The organism is Pseudomonas sp. Irchel s3h14 (assembly GCF_900187425.1).
In the GTDB taxonomy this organism is placed as follows: Bacteria; Pseudomonadota; Gammaproteobacteria; order Pseudomonadales; family Pseudomonadaceae; genus Aquipseudomonas.
The window spans coordinates 39,054-61,073 of the sequence record NZ_FYDJ01000024.1; the positions used below are offsets into that span (position 1 = coordinate 39,054).

At 59.8% G+C, this 22,020-nt stretch carries 22 protein-coding genes; 11 read left to right on the forward strand and 11 right to left on the reverse strand.

Annotation, left to right across the window (positions count from 1 at the left end; all coding sequences use genetic code 11):
* Positions 1-34 precede the first annotated feature (34 nt).
* A complete protein-coding gene (locus tag CKW16_RS27875) occupies positions 35-1,024 on the forward strand; it encodes a 2-hydroxyacid dehydrogenase (protein WP_095132436.1) in 990 nt (329 codons plus the stop codon).
* A gap of 5 nt (positions 1,025-1,029) precedes the next feature.
* On the opposite strand, the gene CKW16_RS27880 is transcribed toward CKW16_RS27875, so the two are convergent.
* Positions 1,030-1,425 (reverse strand): hypothetical protein, encoded by a 396-nt coding sequence (locus tag CKW16_RS27880; protein WP_095132438.1) that lies wholly within the window; start codon positions 1,423-1,425, stop codon positions 1,030-1,032.
* 134 nt (positions 1,426-1,559) lie between these two features.
* On the opposite strand from CKW16_RS27880, the gene CKW16_RS27885 reads away from it, so the two are divergent.
* Both CKW16_RS27885 and CKW16_RS27890 read left to right on the forward strand, forming a co-directional pair.
* On the forward strand, positions 1,560-1,994 hold the full coding sequence (locus CKW16_RS27885) for a hypothetical protein (RefSeq protein WP_095132440.1): 435 nt from the start codon (positions 1,560-1,562) through the stop codon (positions 1,992-1,994).
* Positions 1,994-2,398 carry an META domain-containing protein gene (locus tag CKW16_RS27890; protein WP_095132442.1) on the forward strand — a complete coding sequence of 135 codons (405 nt, stop codon included), beginning with the start codon at positions 1,994-1,996 and terminating at the stop codon, positions 2,396-2,398. Before CKW16_RS27885 ends, CKW16_RS27890 begins: the two co-directional genes overlap by 1 nt.
* Positions 2,399-2,526: 128 nt before the next feature.
* Here the strand turns inward: CKW16_RS27890 and CKW16_RS27895 are convergent, their stop codons facing one another.
* Positions 2,527-2,994: a TlpA disulfide reductase family protein gene (locus CKW16_RS27895; RefSeq protein WP_095132444.1), complete on the reverse strand. Its 468-nt coding sequence runs from the start codon at positions 2,992-2,994 to the stop codon at positions 2,527-2,529.
* 114 nt (positions 2,995-3,108) lie between these two features.
* On the opposite strand from CKW16_RS27895, the gene arsC reads away from it, so the two are divergent.
* The 3 genes from arsC to CKW16_RS27910 are packed head-to-tail and all read left to right on the forward strand — an operon-like array spanning position 3,109 to position 4,482.
* The gene (arsC, locus tag CKW16_RS27900; RefSeq protein ID WP_095132446.1) at positions 3,109-3,462 is read left to right on the forward strand and encodes an arsenate reductase (glutaredoxin); all 354 of its coding nucleotides are present in this window, start codon (positions 3,109-3,111) and stop codon (positions 3,460-3,462) included.
* Positions 3,459-4,055 (forward strand): NAD(P)H:quinone oxidoreductase, encoded by a 597-nt coding sequence (gene wrbA, locus CKW16_RS27905; RefSeq protein ID WP_046046494.1) that lies wholly within the window; start codon positions 3,459-3,461, stop codon positions 4,053-4,055. Before arsC ends, wrbA begins: the two co-directional genes overlap by 4 nt.
* A 1-nt stretch (position 4,056) precedes the next feature.
* Positions 4,057-4,482, forward strand: coding sequence for a DUF2069 domain-containing protein (locus CKW16_RS27910; RefSeq protein WP_095132448.1), 426 nt, complete (start codon positions 4,057-4,059; stop codon positions 4,480-4,482).
* 137 nt (positions 4,483-4,619) lie between these two features.
* Here the strand turns inward: CKW16_RS27910 and CKW16_RS27915 are convergent, their stop codons facing one another.
* Together CKW16_RS27915 and ttcA are read right to left on the reverse strand one after the other, a co-directional pair.
* Positions 4,620-5,294, reverse strand: a complete 675-nt coding sequence (locus tag CKW16_RS27915) for a DNA-3-methyladenine glycosylase I (protein ID WP_074879137.1) — start codon at positions 5,292-5,294, stop codon at positions 4,620-4,622.
* Positions 5,295-5,420: 126 nt separating this feature from the next.
* Positions 5,421-6,245, reverse strand: coding sequence for a tRNA 2-thiocytidine(32) synthetase TtcA (ttcA, locus tag CKW16_RS27920; protein ID WP_095132450.1), 825 nt, complete (start codon positions 6,243-6,245; stop codon positions 5,421-5,423).
* A gap of 281 nt (positions 6,246-6,526) precedes the next feature.
* Between ttcA and CKW16_RS27925 the strand changes: the two genes are divergently transcribed.
* Together CKW16_RS27925 and CKW16_RS27930 are read left to right on the forward strand one after the other, a co-directional pair.
* The gene (locus tag CKW16_RS27925) at positions 6,527-7,129 is read left to right on the forward strand and encodes a Yip1 family protein (RefSeq protein WP_095132452.1); all 603 of its coding nucleotides are present in this window, start codon (positions 6,527-6,529) and stop codon (positions 7,127-7,129) included.
* Between the two features lie 158 nt (positions 7,130-7,287).
* On the forward strand, positions 7,288-7,782 hold the full coding sequence (locus CKW16_RS27930; RefSeq protein WP_033055255.1) for a SprT family zinc-dependent metalloprotease: 495 nt from the start codon (positions 7,288-7,290) through the stop codon (positions 7,780-7,782).
* Positions 7,783-7,891: 109 nt separating this feature from the next.
* On the opposite strand, the gene CKW16_RS27940 is transcribed toward CKW16_RS27930, so the two are convergent.
* Both CKW16_RS27940 and CKW16_RS27945 read right to left on the reverse strand, forming a co-directional pair.
* Entirely contained in the window at positions 7,892-9,073 is a 1,182-nt protein-coding gene (locus CKW16_RS27940; protein WP_095132456.1) for a CaiB/BaiF CoA-transferase family protein, read from the reverse strand.
* 144 nt (positions 9,074-9,217) lie between these two features.
* On the reverse strand, positions 9,218-10,552 hold the full coding sequence (locus tag CKW16_RS27945) for a dicarboxylate/amino acid:cation symporter (RefSeq protein ID WP_074879147.1): 1,335 nt from the start codon (positions 10,550-10,552) through the stop codon (positions 9,218-9,220).
* Between the two features lie 340 nt (positions 10,553-10,892).
* On the opposite strand from CKW16_RS27945, the gene CKW16_RS27950 reads away from it, so the two are divergent.
* Positions 10,893-11,891 (forward strand): AraC family transcriptional regulator, encoded by a 999-nt coding sequence (locus tag CKW16_RS27950; RefSeq protein ID WP_095132458.1) that lies wholly within the window; start codon positions 10,893-10,895, stop codon positions 11,889-11,891.
* Between the two features lie 129 nt (positions 11,892-12,020).
* Here CKW16_RS27950 and CKW16_RS27960 read toward each other — a convergent pair whose 3' ends face one another.
* From CKW16_RS27960 to CKW16_RS27970, 3 genes are all read right to left on the reverse strand, one after another.
* On the reverse strand, positions 12,021-13,367 hold the full coding sequence (locus tag CKW16_RS27960) for an ATP-binding protein (RefSeq protein WP_095132460.1): 1,347 nt from the start codon (positions 13,365-13,367) through the stop codon (positions 12,021-12,023).
* Complete coding sequence (locus CKW16_RS27965; protein WP_046046505.1) at positions 13,364-14,041, reverse strand: response regulator; 678 nt, start codon at positions 14,039-14,041, stop codon at positions 13,364-13,366. The genes CKW16_RS27960 and CKW16_RS27965 overlap by 4 nt, the downstream gene beginning before the upstream one ends.
* Positions 14,042-14,157: 116 nt before the next feature.
* On the reverse strand, positions 14,158-14,760 hold the full coding sequence (locus CKW16_RS27970) for a hypothetical protein (protein WP_095132462.1): 603 nt from the start codon (positions 14,758-14,760) through the stop codon (positions 14,158-14,160).
* A 266-nt stretch (positions 14,761-15,026) separates the two neighbouring features.
* Between CKW16_RS27970 and CKW16_RS27975 the strand changes: the two genes are divergently transcribed.
* Positions 15,027-15,752 (forward strand): 4'-phosphopantetheinyl transferase, encoded by a 726-nt coding sequence (locus CKW16_RS27975; RefSeq protein WP_218244134.1) that lies wholly within the window; start codon positions 15,027-15,029, stop codon positions 15,750-15,752.
* A 141-nt stretch (positions 15,753-15,893) separates the two neighbouring features.
* On the opposite strand, the gene CKW16_RS27980 is transcribed toward CKW16_RS27975, so the two are convergent.
* Together CKW16_RS27980 and CKW16_RS27985 are read right to left on the reverse strand one after the other, a co-directional pair.
* Positions 15,894-17,504, reverse strand: a complete 1,611-nt coding sequence (locus CKW16_RS27980) for an ATP-binding protein (RefSeq protein ID WP_095132467.1) — start codon at positions 17,502-17,504, stop codon at positions 15,894-15,896.
* A complete protein-coding gene (locus CKW16_RS27985; RefSeq protein WP_046046510.1) occupies positions 17,501-18,214 on the reverse strand; it encodes a response regulator in 714 nt (237 codons plus the stop codon). Before CKW16_RS27985 ends, CKW16_RS27980 begins: the two co-directional genes overlap by 4 nt.
* A 739-nt stretch (positions 18,215-18,953) precedes the next feature.
* On the opposite strand from CKW16_RS27985, the gene CKW16_RS27990 reads away from it, so the two are divergent.
* A complete protein-coding gene (locus CKW16_RS27990) occupies positions 18,954-21,848 on the forward strand; it encodes a ribonucleoside-diphosphate reductase subunit alpha (protein ID WP_046046511.1) in 2,895 nt (964 codons plus the stop codon).
* Positions 21,849-22,020: the final 172 nt, after the last annotated feature.

The following is a 22,020-nucleotide window of genomic DNA, read 5'->3' on the forward strand; positions in this document are numbered from 1 at the left end:
ACATAAAGCGTGACCGAGTCAAATGGAGGACCGCATGCGTACGATTCTTTTCAGCAGCCAGACCTACGACCGCGACAGTTTTCTCAGTGCAGAGCTACCGGCCGGCATTGAACTGCACTTTCAATCAGCGCGACTGAGCCTTGATACGGTGGCGCTGGCGGAGCATCACGAAGTGGTCTGTGCCTTCATTAATGATGACCTCAGTGCGCCGGTGCTCGAACGCCTGGCCGCGGGCGGCACACGCCTGATCGCCCTGCGCTCGGCCGGTTACAACCATGTCGATCTGGCAGTGGCAAAGCGTCTGGGGCTGGCGATTGTGCGCGTCCCCGCCTACTCGCCCCACGCGGTGGCGGAACATGCGGTGGCGCTGATCCTGGCGCTCAACCGACGCCTGCACCGCGCTTACAACCGTACGCGCGAAGGGGATTTCAGCCTGCACGGGCTGACCGGCTTTGACCTGGTGGGCAAGACCGTCGGCGTGGTCGGCACCGGGCAGATCGGCGCGACCTTCGCGAAAATCATGAACGGCTTTGGCTGCCAGTTGCTGGCCTGTGATCCTTACCCGAACCCGCAGGTCGAAGCGCTCGGCGCGCGCTACCTCAGCCTGCCGCAACTGCTGGCCGAGTCGCAGATCATCAGCCTGCATTGCCCGCTCAACGAACAGAGCAAACACTTGATCAACAGCGAGTCACTGGCGCACATGCAGCCCGGCGCGATGTTGATCAACACCGGTCGCGGTGGTCTGGTCGACACTCCGGCGCTGATCGATGCGTTGAAGGACGGCCAATTGGGCTATCTGGGGCTGGATGTTTATGAAGAAGAGGCGCAGCTGTTCTTCGAGGATCGTTCCGACCTGCCGCTACAGGACGATGTGCTGGCGCGCCTGCTGACCTTTCCGAATGTAATCATCACGGCGCACCAGGCCTTCCTCACCCGCGAAGCCTTGGGCGCGATTGCCGCGACCACCCTGCAGAACATCGCGGCCTGGGCGGCCGGTTCGCCACAGAATCAGGTCGAGAGCTGATCGGCTCAGGCCTTGGACAAAAGAATCATCAGGGCCAGCCAGCCGAAGCCCAGCAAGCGCTGCCCCAGCGAATGCCCGCGACGCAGCAGGAACCAGACAAAAAACGGCGGCAGAAAGAAAATCATCAGTTTCAGCCAGAGCTCCACCGGACGCGACCCGCCGGGTACCGGTGCCGGGATCTCTGCCTCGACTTCGGCTTTACGTTTGCGCCCGAAAGCGGCCGGGGTCACCCTGGGCACCCTCTCATTGGTCGGTAAACGCCCGAAAGAAAGAGGCGCCTGCTCCTGCGTTGCCGTCGACGTATCCGCTTGCACTGCCACCGCAGGTGCACCGCAATGAATGCAAGCAGGCGCCGTGGAGCTGATGCGTTGCTTGCACTCAAAACATTCGATCAACGCCATTTCTATTCCTTAGAGATGCAAAAGCGGCAGTGTGCCATGACTTGGCAGGTAATTTGAACCAGATCGAAGGTTACATGCCCGCGCCATGCTGCGTTCATGCCCGTGCTAGCATATCGCGCATATTTGGAGGACCCATGGTCGAACACGATTTCCGCTATAGCCTGATGAACCCGCAACACACCCTCACCGAATGCCGCGCCCTTGTGCCGGGGCGTTATCAAGTCACCGGCAACGGCGGCTCGATTCGTAACAACGACGTGTTGGTAGTGACCCTCAAAGGCGCCAAGGACTTGTCCATGCGCCTGACCGTCGAAACGGTTCGCCACTTGATCAATCCGCCAGGCCAATGGGTCGCGGTGGCCAGTGGTCCGGTATTCGGCGAACTGGCGATCCACACCTGGAAAGCCAACTGCGACAGCTGCGCCAAAGAGCTGAACTTCGAGTTCGCGGTTGACGCCAAGCTGGGCAACAAGGCTGAAAAGCCTGCTGCCACTGCACGGATTGCCGAGCTGGGCTGGACCACGATCGGCGAGAAGCACCTGTGCCCGAAATGCCAGGAGCCCGCGTGATGAAACGCCTCGCTCTGACCGCTATGGTTGGCGCCAGCCTGCTGGGCTGCGCCGCCGAGCCGGTGCAATTGCAACAGAACCGCAGCTACATTCTGGAGTGGATTGGCGAACGTCCGTTGATGGATTACAGCCACCTGACCGTTACCCTCGGTGAAGACGGTCGGGCCTACGGCAACGGCGGCTGCAACCATTGGTTCGCGCCGTACACCCTGGAAGGCGACAAGCTGAGCTTCGGCAAGGTTGGCAGCACGCGCAAACTGTGTGCGCCGGCGTTGATGGAGCAGGAAAAGCGTTTCCTCCAGGCGTTGGAAAACGTACAGCGCTGGGACATCTCGCCGATCGACCAGATGCGCTTCTGGCCGGCTGAAGGCAAGCCGCTGCGTTGGTGGCTTGAAGAGGGTTAACCCTCTAATGATCGTTCCCACGCTCTGCGTGGGAATGCCGCCCGGGACGCTCCGCGTCCCTTTGCAAATCGTGACGCAGAGCGTCACAGGATGCATTCCCACGCAGAGCGTGGGAACGATCAGCGCACTCAGTTAACTGCCTGCAACGCCTCAAGCTTCGCCATCACTCCCGCCGCCGTCTGCTCCCCCATCAGCTGTTCCCTTACCTTGCCTTTGTTATCGATGATGTAAGTCACCGGCAACGCCTCGCTGCGTGGCAGTTCGAACAGCTCCGCCGGATCCTGAGCCAGCACAGTGAATTTGATCCCCAGTTTTTCACTGGCGCTTTTCAGCTCTTCACCCTGCACATTGTCGAAGTTGACCCCGAACACACCAATCTTCTTGTCCTTGAGCTGATCGGCCAAGGTGTTCAATTCCGGGATCTCGGTCCGGCACGGCCCGCACCATTCCGCCCAGTAATTGAGCACCAGCCATTGTTTGTCCAGACGTTCGGCGGCGACTTTCTGGCCGCTCTGGTCGATGCCGTAGTCGTTACCACAGCCCCCCAGCAATAACGTACCGATGATCGCCAATGCCGCTGCCAGTCGCCTAGTCATGTTGTATTCCTTGTTCAAAATTGAATGCGCCTGCGACCCATCGCCTCCCAAGGTTCTGGATTACGCGCTGCACAGTTAGAATAGCCGTCACCTTACGCAAGATGCGAACCGCACATGACCGATCTGACGCTTTATCACAACCCGCGCTGCTCGAAATCCCGCGGTGCGCTCGAACTCCTCGAAGCCCGTGGCCTGACCCCGACGGTGGTCCGCTACCTGGAAACACCGCTGGACGCCGCGCAAATCCAGAGCCTGCTGACCAAGCTCGGCATCAGCGCCCGGCAACTGCTGCGCACCGGTGAGGACGAGTACAAAACCCTCAACCTGTCCGACAGCAGCCTGAGCGAGGCGCAATTGATCGCCGCCATCGCCGCCAACCCGAAACTGATGGAGCGACCGATTCTCGAAGTCGGCGACAAAGCCATCATCGGCCGTCCGCCGGAGAATGTGCTGGAGTTGCTGCCGTGAGTGCGCCGTACATTCTGGTTCTGTATTACAGCCGCAGCGGCTCGACCAATGAAATGGCCCGGCAGATTGCCCGTGGCGTCGAGCAGTCCGGGATGGAAGCGCGCCTGCGCACGGTGCCGCCGATTTCCACCGAGTGCGAAGCCGTGTCACCCGATATTCCGGACGAAGGCGCGCTGTACGCCAGCCTCGACGACTTGAAGAACTGCGCAGGCCTGGCCATGGGCAGCCCGACCCGGTTCGGCAACATGGCGGCGCCGCTCAAGTACTTCCTCGACGGCACCAGCAACCTGTGGCTGACCGGCGCTCTGGTGGGCAAACCGGCTGGCGTTTTCACCTCCACCGCGAGCCTGCACGGCGGCCAGGAAACCACGCTGCTGTCGATGATGTTGCCCTTGCTGCACCACGGCATGCTGATCACCGGCCTGCCGTACAGCGAATCGGCCCTGCTGGAAACCCGTGGTGGCGGCACGCCTTACGGCGCCAGCCATCACGCCGGGGCCGATGGCAAAAGCGGCTTGAATGAACACGAAGTCGCACTGTGCCGAGCCTTGGGCCTGCGCTTGGCGAAGACTGCACAGAAACTGGGGAACTGACGTGGCCAAAAAGCCGAAGATTTTGCCCTCCATCGAATGGCTCGAACCGCGGGTTCGGGCGATGCGCGTCATCAGCCTGCTGTGTTACTTCGGTTTGGTGGGTTTGCTGTGCGCCTACTACCTGGTGGTCGCCGATCTGCACGGCGCCCGGCCGTGGGTGATTCTGCTGATCGAACTGGTGCCGCTGCTGTTGCTGGCGCCGGGGATGATTATCGGCAGTGCGCGCGGGCATTCATGGATGTGTTTTGTGGTGAACCTGTATTTCATCAAGGGCGCATTGGCGGCGTATGACCCGAACCGGCAGCTGTTTGGTTTGCTGGAAATGGGCGCGAGCCTGGCGGTGTTCTGCTCGGCGCTGCTGTATGTGCGGTGGCGGTTTCAGTTGAATCGCAAGTTGGCTGGCGAGGGCGAGATTCGCGTCGCCTGATCTGACGCCTTCGCGAGCAAGTCGAATCGTCGCACCGCCGCTCCCACATTTGACCGCGTTCTCTCATGTTGGAAACGGTCGAATGTGGGAGCGGCGGTGCGACGATTCGACTTGCTCGCGAAGGGCGCGACTCGGTTTTAATGATTGACGGTGTAGGCGAGCATCATCGATATCTGGCTCATCGGCCGCCCACCACTTTCTTCATGCCACTGGTTGAACACGCCCTGCACCGTGGCCAGATCCCGCAGGCTGGTCGGCACCTTGTCGACGATCTTCTGCGCATTCAACGCCGCGACCACGTCGTAGCTCGGCACAAACGTATCCTTGCCCACCATCCGCAAGAACCGCGGTGCCGACAATCCGCCCAATTGATGACCGCGCTTTTTCAGGTAGGTCCACAACCCAACGATATCCGTGACCGGCCAATCGGCGATCAACGCGCCGAAGCTGCCCTTCTCATGCGCCACATCCAGAATGAACTGCGCGTTGCGCGGCACGCTCTTGAGTTTTCCCAGGTGACGAATGATCCGCGCGTCCTGCATCAAACGTTCAAGGTGTTCGGCACTCATCAGCACGACTTTCTCAGGGTCGAACTTGAAGAAAACCTCTTCGAACGCCGGCCATTTAGCGTCCACCAGACTGTGCTTGAGCCCGGCACGAAATACACGCAAGGCCATGGTCGAGAGGTAGCGGTCGTCGCTGATCTTGCGCAATTGCGCCGGGGTTTTCGGAACGGGCAGATGGGCTTCCAGTTCAGCCGCCGAACCGAAGCGGTTCAGACAGTATTCGTGCAGCCACTTGTAATCGCGCATGCCCTCTCCTGAGGTAATCGAAAAACCTGTGGGAGCGGGCTTGCTCGCGAAGAGGGAGTGTCAGTCGACAACTTAGTTGCCTGAAACACCGCCTTCGCGAGCAAGCCCGCTCCCACAGAATTTGTGTCAGAGGTTTACTACGTTGACGAACCGCGACGCGGCGGTTTCATCGATACGCAGGTTGGTGAAGTCGAACAGATTGCGGTCCGCCAGTTGCGACGGGATCACGTTCTGCAAGCTTCTGAAGATGCTTTCGGTGCGGCCTGGCGTCTTGCGTTCCCATTCCTGAAGCATGTCCTTGACCACCTGGCGTTGCAGGTTTTCCTGGGAACCACAGAGGTTGCACGGGATGATCGGGAATTGCTTGAAGTCCGAGTAGGCCTGGATGTCTTTTTCGTTGCAGTAGGCCAGCGGACGGATCACCACGTTGCGGCCATCATCGGCGCGCAGCTTCGGCGGCATGGCCTTGAGCGAACCGTTGAAGAACATGTTCAGGAAAAAGGTCTCGACGATGTCGTCGCGGTGATGACCGAGGGCCATTTTGGTCGCGCCGATTTCGTCGGCGAAGGTGTAGAGCGTGCCGCGACGCAGGCGCGAGCACAGCGAACAGGTGGTCTTGCCTTCCGGGATCAGCTCCTTGACCACCGAATAGGTGTCTTTCTCGACGATGTGGTACTCAATGCCCAACGCTTTGAGGTAGGCCGGCAGCACGTGCTCAGGAAAACCCGGCTGCTTCTGGTCCATGTTCACGGCCACGATCTCGAACTTGATCGGAGCGACCTTCTGCAAGTGCAACAGCACGTCGAGCAGGGTGTAGCTGTCCTTGCCACCGGACAGGCAGACCATGACCTTGTCGCCGTCTTCAATCATGTTGAAATCGGCAACAGCCTCACCAGCCTGGCGGCGAAGGCGCTTTTGCAGTTTGTTCTGGTTGACCGTAAGAGTGCCCATGACGCGAAATCCGTGAGGTGTGACGAAAGGCCGGTATTTTACGCAAAAACGCGTCGTCGGCGAAGAGCTCACAAGGGATTGGGTTGATGACAGACCCTGCGGCGATTAACAGGAGTGTTTACAGCGCAATTTGCTCTAAAGCCCTGCAACCTGCGCCGTTAAGACCTTTCTATACTGCGACATAAGGTCGCACACATTATCCAGACCTTTCCTTACTCGGCCACTTTGGCCCGTAGGCGCTCCACTGGGGGGCGACGGTAAAAACAAGAGGAGTGACTGGCATGATCCATCACGTAGTGGGGCTCTTCACCCACCCTGACCAAGAATGGAAAGAGATTCGTGGCGACCAGGAGGAAAGCATCAGCCACATGTATCTCACTCATACCCTGATTCTGGCGGCGATCCCCGCGATATCCGCGTTTATCGGCACCACTCAGGTCGGCTGGGTCATTGGCAGTCGCGCACCGGTGATGCTGACGGTGGAAAGCGCGATATGGATGACGGTCATGTCGTACCTGGCGATGCTCGGCGGTGTGGCGGTAATGGGCGCGTTCATCCACTGGATGGCTCGTACCTATGACGCCAACCCGAGTCTGGCACGCTGCGTTGCATTTGCGACCTACACCGCGACACCGCTATTTATCGGCGGTCTGGCGGCGCTGTACCCACACATGTGGCTTGGGATGATCGTCGGCACCGCGGCCATCTGCTACACGGTGTACCTGCTGTATGTGGGGCTACCCACTTTCATGAACATTCCATCAGACGAGGGATTTCTGTTTTCGAGTTCGGTGCTTGCTGTAGGCCTGGTGGTGCTGGTCGCCATCATGGCGTTCACTGTCATTGTCTGGGGACTCGGCGTGGGGCCGGTCTATACGAATTAGCAACACTTCACCCAAAAACAAGATCTGCCAACACAGGCCGCCGCAAGGCGGCCTTCTAATGCTCAAGGTTAGAAAACGGTGACGACCATTCGGCGCCTCGGCGATTCGCAACTCTCGAGCGTTGCGGCATACTCGACGTCTCTGGAGATCCATCAAGCATGCCCGAGCAACTCAATACCCGCGTCGAAGACTGTTACCAACTAGCCGAATCCTTTTTCAAACGACCTTTCAAACGCCCCGTGGTGAGCCTCAAGCTGCGCGGGCAAAAAGCCGGTGTCGCGCATTTGCACGAGAACCTGCTGCGCTTCAATCCGCAGCTGTACCGGGAAAACACCGAAGACTTCCTCAAACAAACCGTGGCCCACGAGGTTGCGCACCTGATCGCCCATCAACTGTTCGGCGACCGCATCCAGCCGCACGGCGAAGAGTGGCAACTGATCATGCGCGGCGTGTACGAACTGCCACCCAATCGTTGCCACACCTATGACGTCAAACGCCGCAGCGTGACCCGCTACATCTACAAATGCCCGTGTGCGGACAGTGATTTTCCGTTTTCAGCCCAGCGCCATGGTTTGGTGCGGCAAGGACGGCGGTATTTGTGTCGGCGGTGCCGGAGCACGTTGGTGTTCAGTGGGGAAATGCGGGTCGAGTGACCGTCTGATCGTTCCCACGCTCCGCGTGGGAATGCCGCCATGGACGCTCCGCGTCCACTGTGACGCAGAGCGTCACGGGATGCATTCCCACGCAGAGCGTGGGAACGATCTATTTAACAACTTTGGCACGCCGCAGTTCTTCGATACGCTCAGAGCTGTACCCCAACTCCTTTAGCACCTGATCCGTATGCTGCCCTATGGCCGCGCCGATATGCCGCGGTTCAGGCAACCCTTGCGAAAACTTCAACGGACATGCCATCTGCGCCTGAGTCGTCCCGTCCCCACGCGGCACGTCGGTCACCAGCGCCCGAGCCTTCAACTGCGGATGGCGCACCGCTTCGCCCAGGCTCAACACCGGCTCGACACACGCATCCAACGAGGCAAACAGCGCGCACAACTCGGCGAAATCGTGGGTCTCGAACTCAATCCGCAGCGCGTTCTTCAGCGCCTTTTGCAAGGCCGGTTCCGGCGATAAGCCCAAGGTTTCCAGTTCCTCCAGCCCCAGCGCTGCACACAGCTGTTTCATGAACGCGGGCTCCAGACTGCCCACCGAGAACCAGCGCCCATCGCGAGAACGGTAATAGTCATAGAAACTGCCACCGTTGAGCATCTGATCCTCCCTTCCCGGCTCCACGCCACAGGCCAGATACCCGGCGCCAGCCATGGCGTTCAGGCTGAACACACAGTCGGTCATGCTCACATCCAGATGCTGCCCCTGCCCGGTTTGCTGCCGCGCGATGACCGCCGCCAGCAGCCCGATCACCCCGTGCAACGAACCACCAGCGATATCCGCCACTTGCATGCCCAACGGCAGCGGCCCGCTGTCGGCGTGGCCGGTGTAGCTCGCCAGCCCCGCCAGCGCCAGGTAGTTGATGTCGTGGCCGGCGCGGTCCCTGTAGGGGCCGGTCTGGCCGTAACCGGTGATCGACACGTAGATCAGTTTCGGATTGATCGCCTTCAAGGCTTCATACCCCAGGCCCAATCGTTCCATCACGCCGGGGCGGAACTGCTCCAACACGATGTCGTAGTCCTGCAGCAACTGCTTGATCACCTCCAGCGCCTCGGGCTGCTTGAGGTCCAGCGCCAGGCTGCGCTTGTTGCGATTGAGGTAGGCGTGGCTGGCGGAGACGCCCTGATCGTGAGGCGGCAACACCCGCAGCAGGTCCATACGCGTTGGCGATTCGATGCGCAGCACCTCGGCGCCCATGTCTGCCAGCAACAACGAGGCGAACGGCCCCGGCAGCAGTGTCGAGAAATCCAGAACCTTGAGTGATGCCAGTGGACCGAGCATGGGCGTTCTCCGTAAACGATGTTCCCAGACTAGGCAGCCAACGCCCTTGCAGCAATCACCTTATGCATCAGTTGCGCTGACCGTTGCGCTCAAATCGCAGGCATGAAAAAACCCGCCGGAGCGGGTTTTTTCAGTGCAGCCGTCTTACTTGACGTTGCTTGGGGTTGGGCCTTCGGCCACGCCCAGGTCGTCTACTTCGCGCTCGTCGGAGATACCGCGACCGCCGGAAGCCAGCTCGACTTGCAGCTTGTCTTCGTCCAGCTCTTTCACCCACTTGGCCACGACCAGGGTCGCAACAGCATTACCAACGAGGTTGGTCAGCGCACGGGCTTCGGACATGAAGCGGTCGATACCGAGGATCAGCGCCAGGCCGGCCACCGGCAGAGTACCCACGGCCGACAGAGTGGCTGCCAGCACGATGAAACCACTACCGGTCACACCTGCCGCACCTTTGGAGGACAACAGCAGCACCAGCAGCAAGGTGATCTGGTGAGTGAGGTCCATCGGCGTATCAGTCGCCTGAGCGATAAACACAGCCGCCATGGTCAGGTAGATCGAAGTACCGTCGAGGTTGAACGAGTAACCCGTCGGGATCACCAGACCCACTACCGATTTATCCGCACCCAGGCGTTCCATTTTGATCAGCATGCGTGGCAGAGCCGATTCCGACGAGGAAGTGCCCAGTACGATCAGCAATTCTTCACGGATGTAGCGGATCAGCTTGAGTACGCTGAAACCATGCGCGCGGCAGATGGCGCCCAGTACCAGAACCACAAACAGGATGCAGGTGATGTAGAAGCAGATCATCAGCTGACCGAGTTGCACCAGCGAACCGACACCGTAGGCACCGATGGTGAAGGCCATCGCACCGAACGCGCCGACTGGAGCGAGCTTCATGATCATGTTGATGATGTTGAACATCACGTGAGCAAAGCGATCGATGAAGTCCAGCACCGGTTTGCCGTAGGCACCCAGGCGATGCAGGGCGAAACCGAAGATCACCGAGAACATCAGCACTTGCAGGATGTCGCCGTTGGCGAAGGCACCGACGATGGTGTTCGGGATCACGTTGAGGACAAAAGCGATGATGCTCTGGTCTTTACCGGCCGAGATGAAGCCAGCGATTTTGCTGGTATCCAGAGTGGTTACGTCGATGTGCATGCCGGCGCCCGGTTGCACGACGTTGACCACGACCAGACCGATCAGCAAGGCAATGGTGGAAACGATTTCGAAGTACAGCAGCGCATAGCCGCCGGTCTTGCCGACCGATTTCATGTTCTGCATGCCAGCGATACCACTGACGACGGTACAGAAGATGATCGGCGCGATGACCATTTTGATCAGTTTGATGAACCCGTCACCCAGCGGCTTGAGGGCTACACCGGTCTGCGGGTAGAAGTGACCGAGCAGGATGCCGATAGCGATGGCAACGATCACCTGGAAGTACAGGGATTTATACAGTGGCTGACGAGTCGTCATTGCAAAGTTCCTCAAGAGTGCCTCAGTAACAACATCCATCTGTTGTCCCTGACACCTCAATTGCGAACCCTCCTGCACTGGAGGGATTTGTTTTGTCGAGCTGCACGATGGCAGACCTCTGCGGCTTGTATCGCAAGCCCCGTGCCACCTTCGAAAAAAAACCTGCCAGCCTTGTGACATCAAGGGCTACAGGTTTTTTTGGGTCACTCACCCGCTACAACGATGTGGCGGATTTCCGCCCACCCGCCAAACCTCGTCCTGCAATTTGGCGGATATCCGCCTTGTTCATCCTCGACGGGCACCGCTACCATCCATTGCTCAGTGGACGGACCTGCCCTCTATGCGCGAACGCACCATCGCCAGCCATTTCGCCCGCGCCGCCCTCGGTGGCGCGCGTCGGCTGGGTTATGACTATTCAAATTTGCTGCAGCAACTCGGCATCAGCCCCGAGTTGCTTGAAGAGCCACGAGCGAGAATTGCGCCTGAACAGTTCACCCGATTGATCCAGGGACTGTGGCTGGCACTGGATGACGAATACCTGGGCTTCGGACAGGCGCCGAGCAAACCCGGCAGCTTCGCGATGATGTGCCACGCAGTGATCCACTGCCGCAATCTGGAGAAAGCACTCCACCGCGGCCTATTGTTTTACAGCTTATTCCCCGACGGCCCGCGCCTGACCCTGACCCGCGAAGACGACATGATTCGCCTCAGCCTCGACGATTCGCAGTTCCAGGACCCGGACCACTTCCTCACCGAGAGCCAGCTGATGGTGTGGCATCGACTCGGCAGCTGGCTGATCGGCCAGCGCATTCGGCTGGAACAGGCGACCTTCAGCTACCCGAAACCCGAGCACGGCGCCGAATACGATTTGCTGTTTCCTTGCCCGATGGAGTTTTCCACCGAGCAGAGCAGCCTGCTGTTTCACAGTCGCTACCTGAACATGCCGCTGTTGCAGGACGAGCGGACACTCAAACATTTCCTCGAACACTCCCCCGCCGACCTGTTGTCGCGTCCCGATGACGGCGACAGTTTGAGCAGCCAGCTGCGTCGGTTGCTCAGCCGCGACAGTTCACGCTGGCCGGACCTGGAAGAGGTGGCCGCGCACCTGCACATCAGCCCGCAGACGTTGCGGCGGCATTTGCGGGAAGAAGGGTCGAGTTTTCAGGAATTGAAGGATCAGCTGCGGCGGGACATTGCGATTTATCACCTGGGGCGTGCGGACCTGTCGTTGCAGCAGATTGCCGAGCAACTGGGGTTTTCCGAGCCTTCAGCGTTTCATCGGGCGTTCAAGAAGTGGACCGGGTTGACGCCGGGCGCTTACCGCGCGAAAGAGAACTGAAGGCGCACCGATCGTTCCCACGCTCTGCGTGGGAATGCAGCCCGGGACGCTCCGCGTCCCTGCCGAAGTGGACGCGGAGCGTCCGGGGAGGCATTCCCACGCGGAGCGTGGGAACGATCGGTGGCAGGGTCAAACCACCGGAAAATGAATCCGGAACGCCGCCCCGCCCATCGGCGAATCCCCCAGCGTCAGCTTCGCGCTGTAACTCTCAATAATGTCCTTCACCACCGCGAGACCAATCCCCTGCCCCGGATGCTGCCGATCCAGCCGCTCTCCCCTTTGCAGAATCCGCGCTCGCTGATCCGGCGGCACGCCCGGCCCATCATCCTCAACGCACAACTCAACCCCGCCAAGGCTTTCGCGCACGCTGATGCGCACTTCACCGAGGCACAGGCGATAGGCGTTTTCCAGCAGGTTGCCCATCATTTCCAGCAACGCGCCCTGTTCGATCGGCACGTAACACTGCTCCGGCAGATCGAAAGCCACCCGCACGTGTTTGTCGCGGTAGACCTTGTCCAGGGTGTCGCACAGGCTTTGCAGCACCGGGCGCAGGCGGACCTGATGGCGCACCAAACCGCTTTTGCGCAGGCTGGCGCGTTGCAGTTGATAGCTGATCTGCTGGCTCATGCGTTCGATCTGGGTTTGCAACACCCAGGCCTGATCGCGATCGGCCGGGCGCTGGGCCATGTCTTCGCTGACGCCTTGCAGCACGGTCAGCGGGGTTTTCAGGCTGTGGGCCAGGTCATCGAGGGAATCGCGATAGCGGCTGCGTTGTTCGCGCTCGCTGTGCAGCAAGCGGTTGAGGGAGCCGGTCAGGCGCAGCAGTTCGCGCGGGTGTTGTTCGCTGAGGCTTTCGCGGGTGCCGCTTTCGATCTCGTCCAGTTCCTGACTGAGCCGGCGCAATGCCTGCAAGCCCCAGGTCAAACCGATCCACAGCAGCGCGAGCAACACCAGCAAGGCGGCACCGAAACCGAGGTAGAGATTTTCCCGAAGGCCTTCGAGGGTGTCTTCGTACTCACGCACCGGTTGCAGCGCGACGATGCTGAACGCCGCGCTCTTGCCGCCGAGCAGTTTGACCTCGACGTCATAGACGAAGAATTCCTGGCCGTTGGCTTCGCTGATCCTCGCGAACTCGTTACCGCGTCCGTCGTAACGCGGCTTGTAGTTGATGTGCTCTTCCTGGGTGCCCTTCGAGCGCCAGACCAGATGCCCTTCGCGGTCATAGATGTAGCCGAGCAAACGGCCGTCAGTCAGGTTGAAGCGCTCATCGGGCAACTGCGCCGGCATCTGCAAGCGGTTGTTCTCCACCCGGGCGGCGGAAATCAACGTGGTGACGTCCGACGCCAGGCGTTGTTCGATCGAGTCCTGCAACGCCAGGCTGAACGCGCCCTGCATCGCCGGCAGCAACGCCAGCATGAACAACACCGCCAGGATCGTGGCGGCGAGCATCAAACGGACACGAAGGGAACGAATCAAGTGCAGCGCTCATTGAACAGGTAGCCGAGGCCACGCACGGTATCGATCGGTTTGAAGCCGGCCGGGCCTTCAAGTTTGCGGCGCAGACGGCCGACCAACACTTCGATCACGTTCGGATCACGCTCGTCGTCGTCCGGGTAGAGCTGTTCCATCAAGCGGTCCTTGGCCACCACTTGCTGGTGATGCCGCATCAGGTACTCGAGGATTCGATACTCGTAAGCGGTCAGCGCCAGCGGCTGTTCATCGAGGGACGCCTGTTTGCGATTGAGGTCCAGCAGCAACGGCCCGGCGACGATGGTCGACTGGGTGAAACCACTGGAGCGGCGCAGCAAGGCATTCAGGCGCGCATCGAGTTCTTCGAACTGGAACGGCTTGACCACGTAATCGTCGGCGCCGGCGGCGAGGCCTTCGACCTTGTCCTGCCAGTTGCCGCGCGCGGTGAGGATCAGGATCGGGAAGGTCTTGCCGCGCGAGCGCAGTTGACGAATCAGGTCGAGCCCGCCCATGCCCGGCAGGCCGAGGTCGATCACCGCCAGGTCATGGTTGTACTGCTCGGTCTGGTACAGCGCCTCTTCGGCATTGGCCACGGACTCGACCACGTGGCCGCTGTCCGTCAGGCGGGTTTGCAGGTGATGGCGCAACAGCGCTTCATCTTCGACGACCAGCAGTTTCATAACGCTCTCCCAGGCAAATCATCATCTCCAGAGGCACGTGCACCTCGATGGCTAACATGGCGACGCCGGATCAGTCTTTTGGATTGATCCGGCGCAGGCCTTTTCGGACGCGCTCCTTAGAAAGCGTAGTTCGCCGACAGGTAGGTCTGGGCGCTGCTGGTCAGGTCCAGCGAACCCTGTTTGCTGCCACCGCGCTCGCTCATCTCGGTGCTGGCGTTGCTGCGCAGATAACGGTAACCCAGTTCCACCGAGGTGTTTTGCGAAACCTGTTGCAGGACACCCAATTGGCCGCCGATGGCGTAACCGATGTCGCTGTCGCGGCTGAAGCCTGGGGAATCCTGAGTCATTTTGGTCAAACCGGCCGTGGCGCCGCCGAACAGCTTGGTGCTGCCGCCCACCGGGTAGAACAGATCGTAGCTGCCCAAGAGGTTTTCCTGACGCAGTTTAATGCCATTGTGCGAGCCCGACACGTTGTCGTAAGTGGCGTAGTAGCGGCCCTGGCTGTTTTGCTGGCCCAGACGCACACCCCAGGTGTTGTCCTTGCCGATCACGCCGTCGGCGTTCGGGCTGTTGAGGTTGTCGTTCAGGGCGTGGGACTTTTTAACCTTGTTGCTGGTCTGTCCAAAAGTAAGGCTGGCGAAATTGTCGTCGGAAGCGAAAGCCGCGGTACTCGCGCTCAGGACAGCGAAAGCCAGAAGCAGTTTTTTGAAACCAGTCATAGGGGAGTTCCTTATGCGCTATGTGCTATTTGGGTACGGGGCAAGGTTACTCACCCGGCCCTGAACTCCCCCTGAACGCACTCTGAACCTGAGCTGAATCAAATCGACTCGGCTGTTTTGATGACTCTTTGCAGGAGATCCGACCATTCGTGTTTTCCTTTCGGGAGCTGGAACGCGGAGCGTCCCTTGAGGCATTCCCACGCAGAGCGTGGGAACGATCAGCATGGGGCTACCCAGCCTGAGAGCAACCCGGCAAAATGCCCCACATGAATCGCGCCCCCGCCCTACCCGTCTGCTGCACTCCACTCGATGCCCATTGGCCGCTGCCGTTTGCGCTGCCCGATACGGTGCTGTTGAGCACTCACTTCGATACCTCGCAACTGGCCAGCGATGATTTCCAGCGCAGTGCCATCGAGCCGCCGCCCACCATCCAGCGTTCGGTCGCCAAGCGTCAGGCTGAGTTCCTCGCCGGGCGGGTTTGCGCTCGGGCGGCGTTGCAACAGTTGGAAGGGCTGAGCTTTATCCCGGCCATCGGCGAGGACCGGGCTCCGGTGTGGCCGACACACATCACGGGCTCGATCACCCACAGCACCGGCCGGGCCTCGGCGATTGTCGCGAAGAAAACCCACTGGCGCGGCTTGGGGATGGACCTGGAAAACCTGCTCAACCCTGAACGGGCCGAGCGACTGGCCGGGGAAATCCTCACCCCGCCAGAGTTGCAACGCATGACCGCTGGCCCTCGCGATCAACTGGCGATGCTGGTGACCCTGACGTTTTCGGTGAAGGAAAGCCTGTTCAAGGCGCTGTATCCGATCGTTCAGCAGCGCTTTTATTTTGAACATGCCGAGGTGCTGGAGTGGAGCGAGAGCGGAGAGGTGCGGCTGCGATTGCTGACTGATCTGTCCAGCGAATGGTGCAACGGCACTGAGCTGGATGCGCAGTTTGGGGTGGTGGATGGGCAGTTGTTGAGTCTGGTCAGCATCAAGGCCTGAAGGCTTTTAGCGTCTCCAATGACGCCATCGCGGGCAAGCCTTGCTCCTACGGACCGGCGGCGTTCGTCAATTTCGCACTCGACACAAAACCCGTAGGAGCAAAGCTTGCTCGCGATGGGGCCCTCACAGACAACACTGCTCTCACCGCTTCTCCTGATTCCTCGGCCAGCTCAGGCTGAAACACGCCCCGCCCAGGCTTTTGCTCTTGCTGATCAACGCCCGGCCATCATGCCAATGGATGATTCGCCGCACGATGGACAACCCCAACCCATGCCCACCGGAGGCGCGGGTACGGCTGTCATCGAGGCGCAGGAATGGTGTGAAAATCTTCTCCCAGGCCGTTTCCGGTACGCCCGGCCCGTCATCCTCGACATCCACTCGACAGCGCTGCTGCCCGACCTGATAGCTGACGGTCACCCGTGATTGGGCGTGGCGCATGGCGTTGCTCACCAGGTTCTGCAACGCTCGGTGCAGGTAGCGCGGCTCGGCCTCGACCCACGCGTCGTCGTTGTCAGCGGCGGACAAACACAAACCGCGCTGCACCGTGACCTCGGCGCGTAACGGCGCCAGTTCTTCGATCACCTGATTGACCAACGCATCCAGATCGATCCGCTGAAAATTCAGCGCCGGCGAACCCTGCTCCAGTCGTGCGTAAGTGAGCATCTCGTCCACCAGTCGATCGAGATCCTCGATGTCGTGGTCCATGCCTTCACAGTATTTTTCCAACGCCTGTGGTGTGGTGGCCGAGCCAATCATTTCCAGGCCAAAACGCAACCGCGCCACGGGTGTGCGCAGCTCATGAGACACGGCGCGCACCAGCTCACGCTGGATCGCCAGCAACTGTTGCAAGTGCTCGGCCATGCCGTTGAACGCCGAAGCCAGCCGTCCCACCGAGTCCGCGCCGCGTGCCGGCACGCGGGTTTCCAGACTGCCCTTGGCGATGCGCGTGGCGGCCGCTTCCAGGCCACGCAAGCGGCGTTCAAGTTGACGCACCAACAAATAGACGATCAAACCGATCAGGCTCAAACCCAGTGCGGCGATCAGCACCAGCCATTCCGGCGGATAAGGATTCATCTGATACAACGGGCCGATTTCCAGCACCCACGGCGTACCGACCATGCCGGCAAACACCCGGATCGAATCGCCGCCCTTGCCCAGCGCCATCACCGTGTCGCCCTCGGACACCCGGCGACTCTGGTCCTCGTCCATGTCCGCCTGTTCGATCGTCACCAGCCGCAAGTCGAAACCAAACCCTTTGTCGCGCTTCAACTGCGCCAGGCGCTCGGGTTGCTCGGCCACCGGGTAGCGCACCAGCTCATCGGCCAGCAGGTAAATAGTCGCCCGGGCCAGTTGCTCGCTGATCTGCTGGACTTCGCCAGTCAACACCAGCTGTTCCTTGTCGCTGACCAACCGGTAAACCTTCGCCGCATGCGGACCGGTCTGTTCCACCAACGCCTGTCCGCGCAGCACGCGGGTGCGTTGGGTGAGGTCGAGGTCGGTTTGGGCAAAAGTCTTCAGCGCCAGGGGAATCCCCAGCAACCGCTCCCACACCAGCAAGGCGCGGTGGCGCTCGGTTTCGTTCATCGGGTTCAGGTTGTCGGCCATCAACGAAAACGTGCCGTGGGCCAGACGTTCGCGGTATTGCTCGCCGCGCACCTGGTTGAGCAGGTGCAAGGCCAGCACGCCGAGTACCGCCACCAGAATCAGCGCCGCGCACATGCCACCGTAAATGCGCAGAAAGATAGAGTTCACAGCGTGCAGGCTTCCGGAACGAACAGATAACCTTTGCTGCGGATGGTCTTGATCAGCCGCGGATGCTCGGGGTCATCGCCGATTTTCGGGCGAATGCGCGAGATGCGCACGTCGATGGAACGGTCCTGGCCGTCATAGCCAATGCCGCGCAGCGCGGTGAAAATCTCTTCCCGGGACAGGATTCGTCCGGCGTTGGCGACCAGCAGCCAGAGCAGATCAAACTCGGCGCTGGTCAACTCGATGCCGTTGTCGTTCAGCCAGGCTTCGCGCAATGCGTTGTCGACCACCAACGGACCGAACTGCAGGCGCCGTTGTTTTTCCGGCGCCACTTCAGGAGTTTCACTGCGTCGCAACAAGGCCTGGATGCGCGCCAGCAGCAGACGTGGGCGAACCGGTTTGCACACGTAGTCGTCGGCGCCCAGGTCCAGGCCAAGAATCTGATCGGTATCGTCGGTGCGGGCGGTGAGCATCAGGATCGGGCCGTCATACTTGTCGCGGACCTTGCGGCAGATGCTCAGGCCATCTTCGCCCGGCAACATCAGGTCGAGGATCACCAGGTCCGGTTTCTCCTTGATGATCCGTGCCGCGGCCAAGGCGCCATTGCCCTCGATCGATACGCGCAGACCATTGGCTTCCAGGTAGTCGCGGGTCAGTTCGGCCAGACGCTGGTCGTCCTCCACAATCAATACCTGCCAGGCTTCTTGCTCCACGGTGACCTCTGCTTGCCAACAACACTTAATAAGGAAGGATCCGCCCGTCTTTTTGTAATGATTGGGGAGGATAAGAATGCGTACGCACTGGCCGATTGTATAAACGCCGCTCGCCAAGAACACAAGCCGGTAAATGCGTTCGGACAACGCGGTTTTTTGTGATAGGGTTCGCGCCCTTAAAAATCCAAATGACCGTTTTCAATCATTGAAAATCAGTGAAAAACGGTCCGCTCCAGCTAGGTCGCGGCCTACACGCTCGTTCTACGTTTCACACACAATTTACGCACAGGTTTATCCACAGGTAGTACGTTGCAACACCCTCAAAAACGCATTATCTTGTACCTCGTCGCGAAAAAAACCCTACATGTAGGGTTTTACGCCAAAAACCAAACACAAACCGGACACCGATTTCAAGCGCTTTTATTGCCTCTTTCCGGTTGAACCAAACGTATTTTTGAAAGACCAAACCGCGAGTGCGGATGGCTACTGTTTTTGAGCCGAAAACGGCGTTAACGGTACGGGTGTTGCAGTCAATTACTGTCACCCAAAAGGATCCCGGTTTCAGGTTCAAGGCCTGGGACCAAAGACTTCGGCATGGAAGCGGCGCCCCAATTGCCCCTTCCTGATCTGTCCCGAAGTTGGTATGCCCGGCCCCTCGCCGGTTGTAGTGCTTCAGGACGGAACGGTGGGCACCGTGATGGTGCCCAAACAAACATAGAGAATGTGGAGACAACCCCCCATGCAAACCGACACAACTCGCGAGAACCCGCAGGGCACCTTGCCGCAGGCCGCAGATTCGACTTCGGATCTGTCCGCCACCGCGCCTGGCCAACTGCGCGTGATCAAGCGTAACGGCACTGTCGTTCCTTACACCGATGACAAAATCACCGTCGCTATCACCAAAGCGTTTCTCGCAGTTGAGGGCGGCACCGCTGCCGCTTCGTCGCGAATCCACGACACCGTTGCCCGTCTGACCGAACAAGTCACCGCGACCTTCAAGCGTCGCATGCCATCGGGCGGCACGATCCACATCGAAGAAATCCAGGACCAGGTCGAACTGGCCCTGATGCGTGCCGGCGAGCAGAAAGTGGCCCGCGACTACGTGATCTACCGTGACGGTCGTTCGAAAGAACGCGCTGCTCACGCACCGGCCGAAGAAGCGGTCAACGCTCACCCGTCGATCCGCATCACCCGCGCCGATGGCACCTTTGCTCCTCTGGACATGGGCCGCCTGAACACCATCGTTACCGAAGCGTGCGAAGGCCTGGAAGAAGTCGACGGCGACCTAATCCAGCGCGAAACCCTGAAGAACCTGTACGACGGCGTGGCCCTGACCGACGTCAACACCGCGTTGGTGATGACCGCCCGTACCCTGGTTGAGCGTGAGCCGAACTACTCGTTCGTGACCGCTCGCCTGCTGATGGACACCCTGCGTGCCGAAGGCCTGAGCTTCCTGGAAGTCGCCGAAAGCGCGACCCACCACGAAATGGTCGACCTGTACGCCAAGGCCTTGCCTGCGTACATCGCCAAAGGTATCGAATTCGAATTGCTGAACCCGATCCTGGCGACCTTCGACCTGGAAAAACTCGGCAAGGCGATCAACCACGAGCGCGATCAGCAGTTCACGTACCTGGGCCTGCAAACCCTGTACGACCGTTACTTTATCCACAAGGACGGTATCCGCTTCGAACTGCCGCAAATCTTCTTCATGCGCGTGGCCATGGGCCTGGCGATCGAAGAGAAGAACAAAGAAGACCGTGCGATCGAGTTCTACAACCTGCTGTCGTCCTTCGACTACATGTCGTCGACCCCGACCCTGTTCAACGCCGGTACTCTGCGTCCACAGCTGTCGAGCTGCTACCTGACCACCGTGCCGGATGACCTGTCGGGCATCTACCACGCGATCCACGACAACGCCATGTTGTCGAAATTCGCGGGCGGCCTGGGCAACGACTGGACTCCGGTTCGTGCACTCGGTTCGTACATCAAGGGCACCAACGGCAAATCCCAGGGCGTTGTTCCGTTCCTGAAAGTAGTGAACGACACCGCCGTTGCCGTTAACCAGGGTGGCAAGCGCAAAGGCGCTGTGTGTGCCTACCTGGAAACCTGGCACATGGACATCGAAGAGTTCATCGAGCTGCGCAAGAACACCGGTGATGATCGTCGTCGTACCCACGACATGAACACTGCCAACTGGATCCCTGACCTGTTCATGAAGCGCGTCTTCGATGACGGCAAGTGGACCCTGTTCTCGCCGTCCGAAGTGCCGGACCTGCACGACCTGACCGGCAAGGCTTTCGAAGAGCGTTACGAGTACTACGAAGCCCTGTCCGAGTACCCGGGCAAGATCAAGCTGTTCAAGACCATCCAGGCCAAAGACCTGTGGCGCAAAATGCTGTCCATGCTGTTTGAAACCGGCCACCCATGGCTGACCTTCAAAGACCCGTGCAACCTGCGCAGCCCGCAGCAGCACGTCGGCGTGGTTCACAGCTCGAACCTGTGCACCGAGATCACCTTGAACACCAACAAGGACGAGATCGCCGTTTGCAACCTGGGCTCGATCAACCTGCCGAACCACATCACCAACGGCAAGCTGGACACCGCCAAGCTGGAACGCACCGTGAACACCGCCGTTCGCATGCTCGATAACGTTATCGACATCAACTACTACTCGGTGCCACAAGCGAAGAACTCCAACTTCAAGCACCGTCCGGTCGGTCTGGGCATCATGGGCTTCCAGGACGCTCTGTACCTGCAACACATTCCTTACGGTTCCGACGCTGCCGTCGAGTTCGCCGACAAGTCGATGGAAGCGGTCAGCTACTACGCGATCCAGGCTTCCTGCGACCTGGCCGACGAGCGCGGCGCCTACGAGACGTTCCAGGGTTCGCTGTGGTCCAAAGGCATCCTGCCGCTGGACTCGCAACAGATCCTGATCGAGCAACGTGGCCAGAAGTACATCGACGTTGACCTGAACGAATCCCTGGACTGGGCACCGGTTCGTGCCCGCGTTCAGAAAGGCATTCGTAACTCCAACATCATGGCCATCGCACCGACCGCGACCATCGCCAACATCACTGGCGTATCGCAGTCGATCGAACCGACCTACCAGAACCTCTACGTGAAATCGAACCTGTCGGGCGAATTCACCGTGATCAACCCGTACCTGGTTCGCGACCTGAAGGCTCGCGGTCTGTGGGACTCGGTCATGATCAACGACCTGAAGTACTACGACGGTTCGGTGCAACAGATCGAGCGCATCCCGCAAGAACTCAAAGAGCTCTACGCGACTGCCTTCGAAGTGGACACCAAGTGGATCGTTGACGCGGCAAGCCGTCGTCAGAAGTGGATCGACCAGGCTCAATCGCTGAACCTGTACATCGCTGGCGCATCGGGCAAGAAGCTGGACGTGACCTACCGCATGGCCTGGTACCGTGGTCTGAAAACCACTTACTACCTCCGTGCCCTGGCCGCGACCAGCACCGAGAAGTCGACCATCAACACCGGCAAGCTGAACGCTGTTTCCAGCGGCGGCAACCACGGTGAAGATTCGGTCCTGGCAGCGCCTGCCGGCCCTGCTCCAGTGCCGAAGGCTTGCGCCATCGACGAGCCGGATTGCGAAGCTTGCCAATAAGCTGAGCCAGTGAGCGCCGCAAGGCGCTTACTCGAACCCCCGACAGGCCTCTGGTTTGTCGGGGGTTTTCTTTTGCCTGATTCCTGTAGGAGCAAAGCTTGCTCGCGATAGGGATAGCACGATTTGTCAGGTATACCGCGTCACCGCTCATCGCGAGCAAGCTTTGCTCCTA

Bases quoted from the DNA above. Each gene is read 5' to 3' on its own strand.
- CKW16_RS27880 (WP_095132438.1), bottom strand. From the start codon at position 1,425: ATGGCGTTGATCGAATGTTTTGAGTGCAAGCAACGCATCAGCTCCACG.
- CKW16_RS27915 (WP_074879137.1), bottom strand. From the start codon at position 5,294: ATGCGCGATTACAAGTGGCTGCACGAATACTGTCTGAACCGCTTCGGT.
- arsC (WP_095132446.1), top strand. From the start codon at position 3,109: ATGACCGATCTGACGCTTTATCACAACCCGCGCTGCTCGAAATCCCGC.
- CKW16_RS27950 (WP_095132458.1), top strand. From the start codon at position 10,893: ATGCGCGAACGCACCATCGCCAGCCATTTCGCCCGCGCCGCCCTCGGT.
- CKW16_RS27885 (WP_095132440.1), top strand. From the start codon at position 1,560: ATGGTCGAACACGATTTCCGCTATAGCCTGATGAACCCGCAACACACC.
- CKW16_RS27925 (WP_095132452.1), top strand. From the start codon at position 6,527: ATGATCCATCACGTAGTGGGGCTCTTCACCCACCCTGACCAAGAATGG.
- CKW16_RS27875 (WP_095132436.1), top strand. From the start codon at position 35: ATGCGTACGATTCTTTTCAGCAGCCAGACCTACGACCGCGACAGTTTT.
- CKW16_RS27965 (WP_046046505.1), bottom strand. From the start codon at position 14,041: ATGAAACTGCTGGTCGTCGAAGATGAAGCGCTGTTGCGCCATCACCTG.
- CKW16_RS27930 (WP_033055255.1), top strand. From the start codon at position 7,288: ATGCCCGAGCAACTCAATACCCGCGTCGAAGACTGTTACCAACTAGCC.
- CKW16_RS27990 (WP_046046511.1), top strand. From the start codon at position 18,954: ATGCAAACCGACACAACTCGCGAGAACCCGCAGGGCACCTTGCCGCAG.
- ttcA (WP_095132450.1), bottom strand. From the start codon at position 6,245: ATGGGCACTCTTACGGTCAACCAGAACAAACTGCAAAAGCGCCTTCGC.
- CKW16_RS27945 (WP_074879147.1), bottom strand. From the start codon at position 10,552: ATGACGACTCGTCAGCCACTGTATAAATCCCTGTACTTCCAGGTGATC.
- CKW16_RS27895 (WP_095132444.1), bottom strand. From the start codon at position 2,994: ATGACTAGGCGACTGGCAGCGGCATTGGCGATCATCGGTACGTTATTG.
- CKW16_RS27890 (WP_095132442.1), top strand. From the start codon at position 1,994: ATGAAACGCCTCGCTCTGACCGCTATGGTTGGCGCCAGCCTGCTGGGC.
- CKW16_RS27940 (WP_095132456.1), bottom strand. From the start codon at position 9,073: ATGCTCGGTCCACTGGCATCACTCAAGGTTCTGGATTTCTCGACACTG.
- CKW16_RS27970 (WP_095132462.1), bottom strand. From the start codon at position 14,760: ATGACTGGTTTCAAAAAACTGCTTCTGGCTTTCGCTGTCCTGAGCGCG.
- CKW16_RS27975 (WP_218244134.1), top strand. From the start codon at position 15,027: ATGAATCGCGCCCCCGCCCTACCCGTCTGCTGCACTCCACTCGATGCC.